We start from the raw sequence: 15,623 nt of genomic DNA on the forward strand, positions 1-15,623 counted from the left end.
TAACTAATTATTTACACACAATTTACAGAGAAAATTTCCTCGACCATGGCCTCCACCAGACGTTGTGCTGAACAGAGCCGTGGCATCCCTACCGCGACAGTTTGCCAACGTTGGGTCACCGACCAGCAAACGGGCTGTTTATCTGCATCGGACCACTTACCCAACCAACCTAAAAAGTCAGCATGTTCCCCACCGCTTAGAGCTGTAGATGATGTGAACCACTGGTGGTAATAATGACGAGTAGTCGGTGCCGCGTTGATACTTTCAGCCAGATATTGCGTCGCTTTCACGCGCAAATCATCAAGCAACAACGCTGCCGCTTGCGGACTTCCCAGACGGCAGGCATCGCCAAATGCCCCCCAACGCAGTTCTTCCAGAACGATGAAACAACGTCCCGGCAGCGACCAACTATCATAAGCACCGGCACGCCAGCGAGTAAAAATTTGCTCGCTCTGTCCGCCCGCCTGCACCAGTAACCCTCGCTGTGTTAACGCTTTTTCCTTCCAGTGACAACGGGCTGAAAACCACTCATATAAAGCAGTAATTTGCTGCGGGAGTTCCGGGAAAGCGGATTGTGGGCGAAGATCCCTTTTTTGCAGTAACGCCAGATACTGTGCGATCTGTGTCAACGCCAGATGACCGGGATCGAGCATGGCCGCCAGTTTTTCCACCAATGCCAGGCGCAGGCCAAGCGGCGCGTTTAACATTCCAGCATTCGCCCACGTCTGAAGCTGTGTGCGAGCAAGGATCTCCTGCATCAGTCGTTCACGAAACTGCTGCTGATGGGCTTGCGGATGGCGGGTATCATCGCCCAGCGCCAGATCCACTAAAAAGCGGGGATGAACCGACTCCAGCATGCGACCGGGGCCGTCCAGTAACGTCTTTGTCAATACTGTTCTGCCGTAAAAAGAGTTTGAATATCATCGCGTAACAACTGAGAGTCCGTATAAATCCAGCCGTGCGTTGTTGCAGTCTGCTGCAATTGCTGCTGCATTATTTTCACCACGGATTCATTTTGCTGTCGCAAAGCCAGACTTTCGCGTAAACGCGTGTGTAATTCCGTCAAACATACAGCGAAATCAGCGAAAAATGTGCTCATTCCTGCCGTGACAGAATCATCGACCTGAACCGCTAAAACTTTAGCCATTTGTTGGCAATAGAGGTCAATTTCTTCGGTTAACGTACGTTGTAGCACACTGTAATCAACGGTCTTCGTCGGGGATTTATCACTACTCCGTCCCCAGTCTGGTTGATTCAACCAGCGCGAGAAAGTCTCACGTACAACACCTAAACGGGTGACCTGCTCATCCGGTATTTCCTGGAGTGATATTGCATCGCTGAATAGCTGGCGAGTATTGAAGTGGGGAACCACACTGCGAAAAACAGGAAACTCAAATCCAGGGCGAAACCCAGACTCACTCAATGCCACTTTAACCCGTTGTTCAATGGGACGAATAACATCGGTTAGTACCCGGCAAAGGGTTGATTCCAGTTCAGCAAAACGCAGCGTGAAATCCCGGCTGATTTGGGTCTGTGCCGTCTGTAACAGTGTCTCGCAGCGAGTACGAATCTCGCTTAATGGCCACGAATCATGTTGAAACAGCACGGCTAACTGGGCATTCACCTGCTCTTGCTGCTGACGCAAAAAGTCGTTGGCTGATGTCAGGGCCAGCTCTATTTCATGTTGAATCTCACCGCTCACCTGCGTCTGATTGAGTTGCAATAGCTGCAAATTTTCTTCGAGTTGGTGGATATTTTGCCGCAATAGCTCGCAGGCGACAGTCAGGCCGTGGGCGCGAAAATCAAGGTACTCCCGCGCCTGCTGGGCGTAATTCAACAATTTATGCGAGGCAGAACGCAGAGCGTACAACGACGCGTTGGCATACGCGGCATGAAGCAACGCCTGCACCGGCTGTTCAAATAACGAGTCTTCCCACAATTGCTCAACTGCATGGCGAATATGGTCGATATCCTCCAGATCCGCGTTACACCAGCGCCTGCCGAGCGCCGCATGAGCAAAATCCTCCACCCAGCGTTGCTGTTGAGGATCGGGCAACCTGCCGCTGCTGGCTAACTCATGGCGCGCCCGATTCGCCAGATAGCCCCACATCGACGATACCGGAAATATCTGCCCTGGCGTAACACAGCCTTTCATCAACGTCCCGGAAATCAGCGCCCGCACCTGTTCGGCATCGTCGCTGTTACGATCCTGCTGATCGAATTTATTGACCAATACATACAGCGGTACTGACTTGCCGACGGCCATAACCGCCGCGCGCACCTCTTCATCGGAGATCGATTTCAGTTGCGTATAATCCATCACCGCCAGCACCGCAGAAGCGTGCGCCAGCTGCTCATTAAGCATTTTTTGCAGATGTGGTTGCCCGGCTTCGTTTGGCCCGGGAGTATCCAGTAATGTTAACTGCCCCGGATAACTTTCCAGTCCAGCCAGATGGACGAACTCCACTTCAATCACCGGAATATGTTCAATGGCGGCGTAAGCAGAAAAAGGAAAATCAACGTCCAGCGCTTTCGCCATGCGCACCAAATCATTCAAACTTTTCAGACAATGAAAAATAGGCTGGGCGCCCAGGTAATATTTTTCGAAAGCGACGCCATTTTCGATCCGCTGCATAAGTGCACGCATATCTTTATCTATTTCCAGCAGATCGGTCAGATGCTTAATATCGTAATCACGCAGGCGTTGTTGTAATTGTTGGATTAAACGGTCAATTGGCGCGACATGTGAAAAATGCAGCACGGGTTCTTTTTGCCCCGGTGTATGGCGAATAAGCGTTGGCAGCGCAGTCATAGGGCGATTGCGATTAGGAAGAACTTCAGTGCCAACAATGGCATTAATGGTGGTTGATTTCCCTGCTTTCATTGTGCCGACAATCGCCAGCACCATTTCCAGACGGGAAATTTTACGCAGCTCATTATTCAGCATCGCGTGGCGCTCGACGATATTATGCTGACTCCAGGGTAAAGTCAGAGGCGGCGCCACTTCTCCAGGTACAGCGAGAGGCATTTTTTCCAGTAACTGCAACTGTTGTCGGGAAAGCAGTAACAGACGTTCCGCCTCCTGACTTAACTCATATATTGTCTGTGTGCACATGGAAAGTTCTTCCTTAAAGCAAATTTTATTACTTTTATTTAGCCAGATCGTTTTTTAGTTCTGTTTTCGGCTTTTATAATTACTGCGGGAAATAATTTATATTTAATTTGTTGTTTTTATTAGAATGACGACGTCTCTTCCGACACGTTTAAAAGTCAGAAAGATAAAAAACAATTAAATAAAAAAAAGAACAAGAATAAAGTTAACCTTATCTCAAATAATAAACTGAGGCAAAAAGATTATTTTCTTTTTGCCTTCTCTTTCAAATGAAAACGATCGTCGTCTAAAATCAGCAGTACCCCCGACAAACTCAGGGATTTTGTGTATAATTGCGGCCTTTTTCGGCAATCTGCCGTTTTTTGGCGCTTTTGCCCCGCTGACTTTTGAGGAAATCCACATGTCATTACCACACTGCCCAAAATGCAACTCCGAATACACTTACGAAGATAACGGCATGTACATCTGCCCGGAATGCGCCTACGAATGGAACGACGCAGAACCTGCACAGGAAAGTGACGAGCTGATCGTTAAAGATGCTAACGGCAACCTGCTGGCTGACGGCGACAGCGTTACCATCATTAAAGATCTGAAGGTGAAAGGTAGCTCTTCGATGCTGAAGATCGGCACCAAAGTGAAAAACATCCGCCTGGTTGAAGGCGACCATAACATCGATTGCAAAATCGACGGTTTTGGTCCGATGAAACTGAAATCTGAGTTTGTGAAAAAGAACTGATTGTATTGCTCAATGTAATGTTGGCACATGATCGGTAGGCCGGATAAGGCGTTTATGCCGCATCCGGCAACGGTGCCAGATGCCTGATGCGACGCTCGCGCGTCTTATCAGGCCTACAAATTCCCGCACCATCCGTAGGCCGGATAAGGCGTTTACGCCGCATCCGGCAACGGTGCCAAATGCCTGATGCGACGCTCGCGCGTCTTATCAGGCCTACAAATTCCCGCACCATCCGTAGGCCGGATAAGGCGTTCACGCCGCATCCGGCAACAGTGCGACTGCCTGATGCGACGCTCGCGCGTCTTATCAGGCCGCTTCTCATCTGTACAAATTTCGAACTACACTTAACTGGCTTCTCTTAACTGAGGTCACCATCATGCCGTTAAGTCCCTACCTCTCTTTTGCCGGTAACTGTGCCGACGCGATTGCCTATTATCAACGTACGTTGGGCGCGGAACTGCTCTATAAAATCAGCTTCGGGGAAATGCCGAAATCAGCGCAGGACAGCGCCGAAGGCTGCCCTTCCGGGTTGCAATTTCCCGATACCGCCATCGCCCATGCTAACGTGCGTATTGCCGGAAGCGATATCATGATGAGCGATGCCATGCCGTCAGGAAAAGCCAGCTACTCCGGCTTTACGCTGGTGCTCGATTCGCAACAGGTCGAAGAAGGAAAACGCTGGTTTGATAACCTTGCAGCTAACGGAAAAATCGAAATGGACTGGCAGGAAACCTTCTGGGCGCATGGCTTCGGCAAAGTCACCGATAAATTTGGCGTACCGTGGATGATTAATGTCGTCAAACAACAACCAACGCAATAACCCGCCGGGAGGCCCGCCCTCCCGCACTGTCATCGAATTCCCGTTAACTCTTCATCTGTTAGTCACTTTTAATTAACCAAATCGTCACAATAATCCGCCACGATGGAGCCACTTTTTTAGGGAGGCTGCATCATGCAAACGATTATCCGTGTCGAGAAGCTCGCCAAAACCTTCAATCAGCATCAGGCGCTGCACGCGGTTGATCTGAACATTCATCATGGTGAAATGGTGGCTCTGCTTGGGCCGTCGGGTTCCGGCAAATCCACCCTTTTACGTCACTTAAGCGGTTTGATTACCGGCGATAAATCTGTCGGTAGCCATATCGAGCTGCTGGGCCGCACTGTCCAGCGCGAAGGCCGTCTGGCGCGCGATATCCGCAAAAGCCGCGCCCATACCGGCTACATCTTCCAACAATTCAACCTGGTGAATCGCCTGAGCGTACTGGAGAACGTGCTGATTGGCGCGCTCGGCAGCACGCCGTTCTGGCGCACCTGTTTTAGCTGGTTCACCGGCGAGCAGAAACAGCGCGCGTTACAGGCGCTGACCCGCGTTGGCATGGTGCACTTTGCTCATCAGCGCGTTTCCACCCTCTCCGGCGGCCAGCAGCAACGTGTGGCGATTGCCCGTGCGCTGATGCAGCAGGCGAAGGTAATTCTGGCGGACGAACCGATCGCCTCGCTGGACCCGGAATCAGCGCGCATCGTGATGGACACCCTGCGCGACATCAACCAGAACGACGGCATCACCGTGGTCGTCACGCTGCATCAGGTGGATTACGCCCTGCGCTACTGCGAACGCATCGTCGCCCTGCGCCAGGGGCACGTCTTCTACGACGGCAGCAGCCAACAGTTTGATAACGAACGTTTTGACCATCTCTACCGCAGCATTAATCGCATCGAAGAGAACGCGAAAGCTGCCTGACATCCCCATCATTGAGGAAAACGAATGAACGCTAAGATAATTGCCTCGCTGGCCTTCACCAGCATGTTCAGCCTCAGCACCCTGTTAAGCCCGGCGCACGCCGAAGAGCAGGAAAAGGCGCTGAATTTCGGCATTATTTCAACGGAATCACAGCAAAACCTGAAACCGCAATGGACGCCATTCTTACAGGATATGGAGAAGAAGCTGGGCGTGAAGGTCAACGCCTTCTTTGCCCCAGATTACGCGGGCATTATCCAGGGAATGCGCTTCAACAAAGTGGATATCGCCTGGTACGGCAACCTGTCGGCAATGGAAGCGGTGGATCGCGCCAACGGTCAGGTCTTCGCCCAGACGGTCGCGGCGGATGGATCGCCGGGTTACTGGAGCGTATTGATCGTCAACAAAGATAGCCCGATCAACAACCTGAACGATCTGCTGGCGAAGCGGAAAGATCTCACCTTCGGCAATGGCGATCCTAACTCTACCTCCGGCTTCCTCGTCCCCGGTTACTACGTCTTCGCTAAAAACAATATCTCCGCCAGCGACTTCAAGCGCACCGTCAACGCCGGGCATGAAACCAACGCGCTGGCCGTCGCCAACAAGCAGGTGGATGTTGCCACCAACAATACCGAAAACCTCGACAAGCTGAAAACCTCCGCGCCGGAGAAGCTGAAAGAACTGAAAGTGATCTGGAAGTCGCCACTGATCCCAGGCGATCCGATCGTCTGGCGCAAAAATCTTTCCGAAACCACCAAAGACAAGATCTACGACTTCTTTATGAATTACGGCAAAACGCCGGAAGAGAAAGCGGTGCTGGAGCGCCTGGGCTGGGCACCGTTTCGCGCCTCCAGCGACCTGCAACTGGTGCCGATTCGCCAGCTCGCGCTGTTTAAAGAGATGCAAAGCGTGAAAGGCAATAAAGGGTTGAATGAGCAGGACAAGCTGGCAAAAACCACCGAGATTCAGGCGCAGCTGGATGACCTGGACCGCCTGAACAACGCGTTAAGCGCGATGAGTTCGGTGAGTAAAGCGGTGCAGTAAATCGTAAGTCGGATAAGACGCCCCAGCGTCGCATCCGACAATGTGCAGACGTTGATGCCGGATGCGGTGCAAGCACCTTATCAGGCCTACAAACCGGAGCCAAACATGCAAACCATCACCATCGCCCCACCCAAGCGCAGCTGGTTCTCGCTTCTGAGCTGGGCCGTTGTTCTCGCCGTGCTGGTCGTCTCGTGGCAGGGCGCGGAAATGGCCCCGCTCACGCTGATTAAAGATGGCGGCAACATGGCAACTTTCGCCGCCGACTTCTTCCCGCCCGATTTCAGCCAGTGGCAGGATTACCTCACCGAAATGGCCGTCACGCTGCAAATCGCCGTCTGGGGAACTGCGCTGGCCATCATTCTCTCCATTCCCTTCGGTCTGATGAGCGCCGAAAATCTGGTGCCCTGGTGGGTTTACCAGCCCACGCGCCGCCTGATGGACGCCTGCCGCGCCATTAACGAAATGGTCTTCGCCATGCTGTTCGTGGTCGCCGTCGGCCTCGGTCCGTTCGCTGGCGTGCTGGCGCTGTTTATCCACACCACCGGCGTGCTCTCCAAACTGCTTTCCGAAGCAGTGGAAGCGATTGAACCCGGCCCGGTGGAAGGCATTCGCGCCACTGGCGCCAACAAGCTCGAAGAGATCCTCTACGGCGTACTGCCACAGGTGATGCCACTGCTGATTTCCTACTCCCTCTATCGCTTCGAATCCAACGTCCGCTCGGCGACCGTCGTCGGCATGGTCGGCGCGGGTGGGATCGGCGTCACGCTGTGGGAAGCGATTCGTGGTTTCCAGTTCCAGCAAACCTGCGCCCTGATGGTGCTGATTATCGTCACGGTCAGCCTGCTGGATTTCCTCTCTCAACGGTTGCGTAAGCACTTTATCTGATTAGCGAGGCATTGATATCTATGCACTTGTCTACACATCCGACCAGCTACCCGACACGCTATCAGGAGATAGCCGCAAAACTTGAGCAGGAGCTTCGTCAACACTACCGCTGCGGTGACTATCTCCCCGCGGAGCAGCAACTGGCGGCACGCTTTGAGGTGAACCGCCACACCTTGCGCCGCGCCATCGACCAACTGGTGGAGAAAGGCTGGGTACAGCGCCGTCAGGGCGTCGGCGTGCTGGTGCTGATGCGCCCGTTCGATTACCCGCTCAACGCCCAGGCGCGTTTTAGCCAGAACCTGCTGGACCAGGGCAGCCACCCCACCAGCGAAAAACTGCTGTCGGTGCTGCGCCCCGCCTCCGGTCACGTCGCTGACGCGCTGGGGATAACCGAGGGGGAGAACGTCATCCACCTACGCACCCTGCGTCGGGTCAACGGCGTCGCGCTCTGTTTGATCGACCACTACTTCGCGGACCTCACCCTCTGGTCGACGCTGCAACGCTTCGACAGCGGCTCTCTACACGATTTTCTGCGCGAGCAAACGGGGATTGCGCTGCGCCGCAGCCAGACGCGGATCAGCGCCCGCCGCGCCCAAGCCAAAGAGTGCCAGCGTCTTGAAATCCCGAATATGTCGCCGCTGCTGTGCGTGCGCACCCTTAACCACCGTGACGGTGAAAGCAGCCCGGCGGAGTACTCCGTCAGCCTGACGCGCGCCGACATGATTGAATTCACTATGGAGCACTGAATGCACGCAGATACCGCGACCCGCCAGCACTGGATGTCCGTGCTGGCGCACAGCCAACCGGCTGAACTGGCAGCCCGCCTGAAAGCGCTGAACATCACCGCCGACTATGAAGTGATTCGCACCGCTGAAACCGGCCTGGTGCAGATTCAGGCGCGGATGGGCGGCACCGGCGAACGCTTTTTTGCTGGCGACGCCACGCTCACCCGCGCCGCCGTACGCCTGACTGACGGCACGCTCGGCTACAGCTGGGTGCTGGGGCGCGACAAACAGCACGCCGAACGCTGTGCGCTGATTGACGCACTGATGCAGCAAACCCGCCATTTTCAAAACTTATCAGAAACCCTTATTGCCCCGCTGGACGCTGACCGTATGGCACGCATTGCCGCACGTCAGGCCGAAGTGAACGCCAGCCGGGTCGACTTCTTTACGATGGTTCGCGGAGACAACGCATGACCCTGGAAACCGCTTTTATGCTTCCCGTGCAGGATGCCCAGCACAGTTTTCGTCGCCTGTTAAAGGCCATGAGCGAGCCGGGCGTGATTGTCGCCCTGCATCAGCTCAAACGCGGCTGGCAACCGCTGAATATCGCCACCACCAGCGTGCTGCTGACGCTGGCCGATAACGACACGCCGGTGTGGCTTTCCCAGCCATTAAGTAACGATATCGTCAGCCAGAGCCTGCGTTTTCATACCAACGCGCCGCTGGTCAATCAGCCGGAACAGGCGACCTTCGCGGTGACGGATGAGGCGATTTCCAGCGAACAGCTCAACGCCCTTTCCACCGGCACCGCCGTTGCACCAGAAGCGGGCGCGACGCTGATTTTACAGGTCGCCAGCCTGAGCGGCGGGCGCATGTTGCGCCTCACCGGCGCGGGCATTGCCGAAGAACGGATGATTGCCCCGCAGCTGCCGGAGTGCATTCTGCACGAACTCACCGAGCGCCCGAACCCGTTCCCGCTCGGCATCGACCTGATCCTGACCTGCGGCGAGCGCCTGCTGGCTATTCCGCGAACCACTCATGTGGAGGTGTGCTGATGTACGTTGCCGTGAAAGGGGGCGAAAAGGCGATCGACGCCGCCCACGCCCTGCAAGAAAGCCGACGCCGGGGCAATACCGATTTGCCTGAACTGAGCGTCGCCCAGATTGAACAGCAGCTTAACCTCGCGGTGGATCGCGTGATGACCGAAGGCGGCATTGCCGACCGCGAACTGGCGGCGCTGGCGCTGAAACAGGCCAGCGGCGATAACGTCGAAGCCATTTTCCTACTGCGCGCCTACCGCACCACACTGGCGAAGCTGGCGGTAAGCGAGCCGCTCGACACCACGGAGATGCGTCTCGAACGGCGTATCTCTGCCGTTTATAAAGACATTCCCGGCGGCCAGCTGCTTGGCCCAACCTACGACTACACCCATCGCCTGCTCGATTTCACTCTGCTGGCAAACGGTGAAGCGCCGACGCTAACCACCGCCGACAGCGAACAACAGCCGTCGCCGCACGTTTTCAGCCTGCTGGCGCGTCAGGGGCTGGCGAAGTTTGAAGAAGATAGCGGTGCACAGCCGGATGACATCACCCGCACGCCGCCGGTTTACCCCTGCTCACGCTCTTCCCGCCTGCAACAGCTCATGCGCGGCGACGAAGGCTATTTGCTGGCGCTGGCCTACTCAACCCAGCGTGGTTACGGGCGCAACCACCCGTTCGCAGGCGAAATCCGCAGCGGCTATATCGACGTGTCGATTGTGCCGGAAGAGCTGGGATTTGCGGTGAACGTCGGCGAACTGCTGATGACCGAGTGTGAAATGGTCAACGGTTTTATCGACCCGCCGGATGAGCCGCCGCATTTTACACGCGGCTATGGGCTGGTGTTCGGTATGAGCGAGCGCAAAGCGATGGCGATGGCGCTGGTTGACCGTGCGTTGCAGGCTCCGGAGTACGGCGAGCACGCGACAGGCCCGGCGCAGGATGAAGAGTTCGTGCTGGCGCATGCCGATAACGTCGAAGCCGCAGGCTTCGTCTCGCACCTCAAACTCCCGCACTACGTCGATTTCCAGGCCGAACTGGAGCTACTCAAACGTCTGCAACAGGAGCAGAACCATGGCTAATCTGAGCGGCTACAACTTTGCGTACCTCGACGAGCAGACCAAACGCATGATCCGCCGCGCCATCTTAAAAGCGGTGGCGATCCCCGGTTATCAGGTGCCGTTTGGCGGGCGCGAGATGCCAATGCCGTACGGCTGGGGAACCGGCGGCATACAGCTGACCGCCAGCGTGATTGGCGAAAGCGATGTGTTGAAGGTGATTGACCAGGGCGCGGACGACACCACTAACGCCGTGTCAATCCGCAACTTCTTTAAGCGCGTGACCGGGGTAAACACCACCGAGCGCACGGACGATGCGACGCTTATCCAGACGCGCCATCGCATCCCCGAAACGCCGCTGACCGAAGATCAGATCATTATTTTCCAGGTGCCGATCCCGGAACCGCTGCGCTTTATCGAGCCGCGCGAAACGGAAACCCGCACCATGCACGCGCTGGAGGAGTACGGCGTGATGCAGGTGAAGCTGTATGAAGATATCGCCCGCTTCGGTCATATCGCCACTACCTACGCCTATCCGGTGAAAGTAAACGGGCGCTACGTGATGGACCCGTCGCCGATCCCGAAATTTGATAACCCGAAAATGGACATGATGCCCGCCCTGCAGCTGTTCGGCGCGGGGCGCGAGAAACGCATCTATGCGGTGCCGCCGTTTACCCGCGTGGAAAGCCTCGATTTCGACGATCACCCGTTCACCGTCCAGCAGTGGGATGAGCCGTGCGCCATCTGCGGATCGACCCACAGCTATCTTGATGAAGTGGTGCTGGATGACGCCGGAAACCGCATGTTTGTCTGCTCCGATACCGATTACTGCCGCCAACAGAGCGAGGCGAAAAGCCAATGAATCAACCGTTACTTTCGGTCAATAACCTGACTCACCTTTACGCGCCGGGCAAAGGCTTCAGCGATGTCTCTTTTGATTTATGGCCGGGGGAGGTGCTGGGCATTGTCGGGGAATCCGGCTCCGGGAAGACCACGCTGCTGAAATCAATCTCCGCCCGCCTGACGCCGCAACAGGGGGAGATTTACTACGAGAACCGTTCCCTCTATGGCATGAGCGAAGCCGACCGCCGTCGCCTGCTGCGCACCGAATGGGGCGTGGTGCATCAGCATCCGCTCGACGGCCTGCGCCGCCAGGTGTCGGCAGGCGGCAATATCGGCGAGCGGCTGATGGCGACCGGGGCGCGTCATTACGGCGACATTCGCGCCACCGCGCAGAAATGGCTGGAAGAGGTGGAGATTCCCGCTAACCGGATCGACGACCTGCCGACCACCTTTTCCGGCGGCATGCAGCAACGTTTGCAGATCGCCCGCAACCTGGTGACGCATCCGAAGCTGGTGTTTATGGACGAGCCAACCGGCGGGCTGGATGTGTCGGTACAGGCACGCCTGCTCGATCTGCTGCGCGGTCTGGTGGTGGAGCTGAATCTGGCAGTGGTAATTGTCACCCACGATCTGGGCGTCGCCCGCCTGCTGGCGGACCGTTTGCTGGTGATGAAGCAGGGGCAAGTGGTGGAGAGTGGGTTAACCGACCGCGTGCTCGACGACCCGCATCATCCGTATACCCAGCTGCTGGTGTCATCGGTTTTGCAGAATTGAGCCGGTGCCGGATGCGGCGTAAACGCCTTATCCGGCCTACAAATGCGTTCCCCGTAGGTCGGATAAGACGCGTCAGCGTCGCATCCGACACCCGAACCACGAGGCGAAAAATGATTAACGTACAAAACGTCAGTAAAACCTTCATCCTGCACCAACAAAACGGCGTGCGCCTGCCCGTCCTACAACGCGCCTCACTCACCGTCAACGCAGGCGAATGCGTGGTGCTCCACGGCCATTCCGGCAGCGGCAAATCAACCCTGCTGCGCTCGCTGTACGCTAACTATCTGCCCGACGAAGGGCAAATTCAGATCAAACACGGTGACGAATGGGTAGACCTGGTCACCGCGCCAGCGCGCAAGGTGGTGGAAATCCGCAAAACCACCGTCGGCTGGGTGAGCCAGTTTCTGCGCGTCATCCCGCGTATTTCGGCGCTGGAAGTGGTGATGCAGCCGCTGCTCGATACCGGCGTACCGCGTGAAGCCTGCGCCGCTAAAGCCGCGCGTCTGCTCACGCGCCTGAACGTACCGGAACGCCTGTGGCACCTTGCGCCATCAACCTTCTCCGGCGGCGAACAGCAGCGCGTCAACATTGCCCGTGGCTTTATCGTCGACTACCCCATTCTGCTGCTCGACGAACCCACCGCCTCGCTGGACGCCAAAAACAGCGCCGCCGTAGTCGAGCTGATTCGCGAAGCCAAAGCCCGTGGCGCGGCCATCGTCGGCATCTTCCATGATGAAGCCGTACGCAATGACGTCGCCGACCGCCTGCACCCAATGGGAGCCTCTGCATGATTATCAATAACGTCAAACTGGTGCTGGAAAACGAAGTGGTGCACGGTTCGCTGGAGATGCAGGACGGCGAAATCCGCGCCTTTGCCGAAAGCCAGAGCCGCCTGCCAGAAGCGATGGACGGCGAAGGCGGCTGGCTGCTGCCGGGGCTGATTGAGCTGCATACCGACAACCTCGATAAATTCTTCACCCCGCGCCCGAAAGTTGACTGGCCTGCCCACTCGGCGATGAGCAGCCACGACGCGCTGATGGTGGCGAGCGGCATCACCACCGTGCTGGACGCCGTGGCGATTGGTGATGTGCGCGACGGCGGCGATCGGCTGGAGAATCTGGAGAAGATGATCAACGCCATCGAAGAGACGCAGAAACGCGGCGTCAACCGCGCCGAGCACCGTCTGCACCTGCGCTGCGAACTGCCGCATCACACCACGCTGCCGCTGTTTGAAAAACTGGTGCAGCGCGAGCCAGTCACGCTGGTGTCGTTGATGGACCACTCACCCGGCCAGCGCCAGTTCGCCAACCGCGAGAAGTATCGCGAATATTATCAGGGCAAATACTCGCTCACCGATGCGCAGATGCAGCAGTACGAAGAGGAACAACTGGCGCTCGCCGCACGCTGGTCGCAGCCGAATCGCGAAACCATTGCCGCGATCTGCCGCACACGCCAGATTGCGCTTGCCAGCCACGATGACGCCACGCACGCCCACGTCGCCGAATCCCACCAGCTTGGCAGCGTGATCGCCGAATTTCCCACCACGTTTGAAGCAGCGGAAGCCTCGCGTAAGCATGGCATGAACGTGCTGATGGGCGCGCCGAATATCGTGCGTGGCGGCTCGCACTCCGGCAACGTGGCGGCAAGTGAATTGGCGCAGCTTGACCTGCTGGATATCCTCTCTTCCGACTACTACCCCGCCAGCCTGCTGGATGCGGCATTTCGCGTCGCCGATGATCAGAGCAACCGCTTTACGCTGCCGCAGGCGGTGAAGCTGGTGACCAAAAATCCGGCCCAGGCGCTGAATCTTCAGGATCGCGGGGTGATTGGCGAGGGCAAACGCGCCGACCTGGTGCTGGCGCATCGCAAGGGCAATCATATTCATATCGACCACGTCTGGCGTCAGGGTAAAAGGGTGTTCTGATGATGGGAAAGCTAATCTGGTTGATGGGGCCTTCCGGCTCCGGGAAAGACAGCCTGCTGGCGGCGCTGCGCCAGCGGGAACAGGCGCAGTTACTGGTGGCACATCGCTACATCACGCGCGATGCCTGTGCCGGAAGCGAAAACCATATCGCCCTGAGCGAGCAGGAGTTTTTTACCCGCGCGGGGCAAAATCTGTTGGCCTTAAGCTGGCACGCTAACGGTCTGTATTATGGCGTCGGCATCGAGATTGACCTCTGGCTGCACGCTGGATTCGACGTGGTAGTCAACGGCTCACGCGCGCATTTGCCGCAGGCGCGGGCGCGCTATCAATCGGCGCTGCTGCCCATTTGTTTACAGGTTTCGCCGGAGATCCTCCGCCAGCGCCTGGAAAACCGTGGGCGTGAAAACCCCAGTGAAATTAACGCCCGGCTGGCGCGCGCCGCCCGTTATACTCCGCAGGATTGCCATACGCTCAACAATGACGGCAGCCTGCGCCAGTCGGTCGACACGCTGCTGACGCTGATCCATCAGAAGGAGAAACACCATGCCTGCTTGTGAGCTTCGCCCGGCCACGCAGTACGATACCGACGCGGTTTACGCGCTGATTTGTGAGCTAAAACAGGCGGAGTTTGACCATCACGCGTTTCGCGTGGGCTTTAACGCCAACCTGCGCGACCCGAATATGCGCTACCATCTGGCGCTGCTGGATGGCGAAGTTGTCGGCATGATCGGCCTGCATTTGCAGTTTCATCTGCATCATGTCAACTGGATCGGCGAAATTCAGGAACTGGTGGTGATGCCGCAGGCGCGCGGTTTGAACGTGGGTAGCAAGTTGCTGGCATGGGCAGAAGAAGAAGCCCGCCAGGCCGGGGCCGAAATGACCGAGCTTTCCACCAACGTGAAGCGCCACGACGCGCACCGTTTCTATCTGCGCGAAGGCTACGAGCAGAGCCATTTCCGCTTCACGAAGGTGCTGTAACATGAGCCTGACTCTCACGCTCACCGGCACTGGCGGCGCACAGGGCGTTCCGGCATGGGGCTGTGAGTGCGCGGCCTGCGTCAGAGCGCGGCGCTCACCGCAGTATCGCCGCCAGCCATGCAGCGGCGTGGTGAAGTTTAACGAGGCTGTCACCCTGATCGACGCCGGGCGGCACGATCTCTCCGATCGCTGGTCGCCCGGATCGTTCCAGCAGTTTTTGCTGACGCATTACCATATGGATCACGTGCAGGGGCTGTTTCCACTGCGCTGGGGCGTGGGCGATCCGATCCCGGTCTACGGCCCACCGGATGAACAGGGCTGCGACGATCTGTTTAAACATCCGGGCCTGCTTGATTTCAGTCACACGGTAGACCCGTTTGTGGTGTTTGATTTGCAGGGGTTGCAGGTCACACCGCTGCCGCTCAACCACTCAAAACTGACCTTCGGTTATCTGCTGGAAACGTCGCACAGCCGTGTGGCGTGGCTGTCTGACACCGCCGGTCTGCCGGAAAAAACGCTGAAATTTTTACGTAATAACCAGCCGCAAGTGATGGTGATTGATTGCAGCCACCCGCCGCGCGAGGATGCGCCGCGTAATCACTGCGATTTAAACACCGTGCTGGCGCTGAATGAAGTTATCCGCTCGCCGCGCGTGATTCTGACGCACATCAGCCACCAGTTTGATGCGTGGCTGATGGAGAACGCGCTGCCGTCGGGATTTGAGGCGGGGTTTGATGGGATGGAGATTGGGGTAGCGTGATGGGGAGAA

At 56.9% G+C, this 15,623-nt stretch carries 18 protein-coding genes; 16 read left to right on the forward strand and 2 right to left on the reverse strand.

Annotated features, from left to right (window positions below):
• Positions 1-11: 11 nt before the first annotated feature.
• Both AACS80_RS04910 and crfC read right to left on the reverse strand, forming a co-directional pair.
• Complete coding sequence (locus AACS80_RS04910; protein ID WP_135410852.1) at positions 12-890, reverse strand: diguanylate cyclase regulator RdcB family protein; 879 nt, start codon at positions 888-890, stop codon at positions 12-14.
• Positions 887-3,115, reverse strand: coding sequence for a clamp-binding protein CrfC (gene crfC, locus AACS80_RS04915; protein WP_135410851.1), 2,229 nt, complete (start codon positions 3,113-3,115; stop codon positions 887-889). Before crfC ends, AACS80_RS04910 begins: the two co-directional genes overlap by 4 nt.
• Before the next feature lie 397 nt (positions 3,116-3,512).
• Here crfC and AACS80_RS04920 point away from each other — a divergent pair, with 397 nt between their 5' ends.
• The 16 genes from AACS80_RS04920 to phnP all read left to right on the forward strand — a co-directional run bounded on the left by AACS80_RS04920 (position 3,513) and on the right by phnP (position 15,614).
• Complete coding sequence (locus AACS80_RS04920; RefSeq protein ID WP_001300891.1) at positions 3,513-3,848, forward strand: zinc ribbon domain-containing protein YjdM; 336 nt, start codon at positions 3,513-3,515, stop codon at positions 3,846-3,848.
• Between the two features lie 376 nt (positions 3,849-4,224).
• The gene (yjdN, locus tag AACS80_RS04925) at positions 4,225-4,668 is read left to right on the forward strand and encodes a VOC family metalloprotein YjdN (RefSeq protein WP_130205897.1); all 444 of its coding nucleotides are present in this window, start codon (positions 4,225-4,227) and stop codon (positions 4,666-4,668) included.
• A 132-nt stretch (positions 4,669-4,800) separates the two neighbouring features.
• Entirely contained in the window at positions 4,801-5,589 is a 789-nt protein-coding gene (phnC, locus tag AACS80_RS04930; RefSeq protein ID WP_001193408.1) for a phosphonate ABC transporter ATP-binding protein, read from the forward strand.
• Between the two features lie 24 nt (positions 5,590-5,613).
• Positions 5,614-6,630 carry a phosphonate ABC transporter substrate-binding protein gene (phnD, locus tag AACS80_RS04935; protein WP_085008099.1) on the forward strand — a complete coding sequence of 339 codons (1,017 nt, stop codon included), beginning with the start codon at positions 5,614-5,616 and terminating at the stop codon, positions 6,628-6,630.
• A gap of 105 nt (positions 6,631-6,735) precedes the next feature.
• Positions 6,736-7,515: a phosphonate ABC transporter, permease protein PhnE gene (phnE, locus tag AACS80_RS04940; RefSeq protein ID WP_135410848.1), complete on the forward strand. Its 780-nt coding sequence runs from the start codon at positions 6,736-6,738 to the stop codon at positions 7,513-7,515.
• 20 nt (positions 7,516-7,535) lie between these two features.
• Entirely contained in the window at positions 7,536-8,261 is a 726-nt protein-coding gene (gene phnF, locus AACS80_RS04945; RefSeq protein WP_130224351.1) for a phosphonate metabolism transcriptional regulator PhnF, read from the forward strand.
• Positions 8,262-8,714: a phosphonate C-P lyase system protein PhnG gene (gene phnG / locus AACS80_RS04950; RefSeq protein ID WP_135410847.1), complete on the forward strand. Its 453-nt coding sequence runs from the start codon at positions 8,262-8,264 to the stop codon at positions 8,712-8,714.
• A complete protein-coding gene (phnH, locus tag AACS80_RS04955; RefSeq protein WP_135410846.1) occupies positions 8,711-9,295 on the forward strand; it encodes a phosphonate C-P lyase system protein PhnH in 585 nt (194 codons plus the stop codon). The genes phnG and phnH overlap by 4 nt, the downstream gene beginning before the upstream one ends.
• A complete protein-coding gene (gene phnI, locus AACS80_RS04960; RefSeq protein ID WP_000289069.1) occupies positions 9,295-10,359 on the forward strand; it encodes an alpha-D-ribose 1-methylphosphonate 5-triphosphate synthase subunit PhnI in 1,065 nt (354 codons plus the stop codon). The genes phnH and phnI overlap by 1 nt, the downstream gene beginning before the upstream one ends.
• On the forward strand, positions 10,352-11,197 hold the full coding sequence (phnJ, locus tag AACS80_RS04965) for an alpha-D-ribose 1-methylphosphonate 5-phosphate C-P-lyase PhnJ (protein WP_000002284.1): 846 nt from the start codon (positions 10,352-10,354) through the stop codon (positions 11,195-11,197). The genes phnI and phnJ overlap by 8 nt, the downstream gene beginning before the upstream one ends.
• Positions 11,194-11,952: a phosphonate C-P lyase system protein PhnK gene (phnK, locus tag AACS80_RS04970; protein WP_097750848.1), complete on the forward strand. Its 759-nt coding sequence runs from the start codon at positions 11,194-11,196 to the stop codon at positions 11,950-11,952. Before phnJ ends, phnK begins: the two co-directional genes overlap by 4 nt.
• Positions 11,953-12,062: 110 nt before the next feature.
• Positions 12,063-12,743, forward strand: coding sequence for a phosphonate C-P lyase system protein PhnL (gene phnL / locus AACS80_RS04975; RefSeq protein WP_000611425.1), 681 nt, complete (start codon positions 12,063-12,065; stop codon positions 12,741-12,743).
• A complete protein-coding gene (phnM, locus tag AACS80_RS04980; RefSeq protein ID WP_130205881.1) occupies positions 12,740-13,876 on the forward strand; it encodes an alpha-D-ribose 1-methylphosphonate 5-triphosphate diphosphatase in 1,137 nt (378 codons plus the stop codon). Before phnL ends, phnM begins: the two co-directional genes overlap by 4 nt.
• Positions 13,876-14,433: a ribose 1,5-bisphosphokinase gene (gene phnN, locus AACS80_RS04985; protein ID WP_131161364.1), complete on the forward strand. Its 558-nt coding sequence runs from the start codon at positions 13,876-13,878 to the stop codon at positions 14,431-14,433. The genes phnM and phnN overlap by 1 nt, the downstream gene beginning before the upstream one ends.
• Positions 14,420-14,854: an aminoalkylphosphonate N-acetyltransferase gene (gene phnO / locus AACS80_RS04990; protein ID WP_001110491.1), complete on the forward strand. Its 435-nt coding sequence runs from the start codon at positions 14,420-14,422 to the stop codon at positions 14,852-14,854. Before phnN ends, phnO begins: the two co-directional genes overlap by 14 nt.
• A 1-nt stretch (position 14,855) precedes the next feature.
• A complete protein-coding gene (phnP, locus tag AACS80_RS04995) occupies positions 14,856-15,614 on the forward strand; it encodes a phosphonate metabolism protein PhnP (protein ID WP_135410845.1) in 759 nt (252 codons plus the stop codon).
• Positions 15,615-15,623: the final 9 nt, after the last annotated feature.

It is taken from the genome of Escherichia sp. E4385, assembly GCF_963883145.1.
Lineage (GTDB): Bacteria > Pseudomonadota > Gammaproteobacteria > Enterobacterales > Enterobacteriaceae > Escherichia.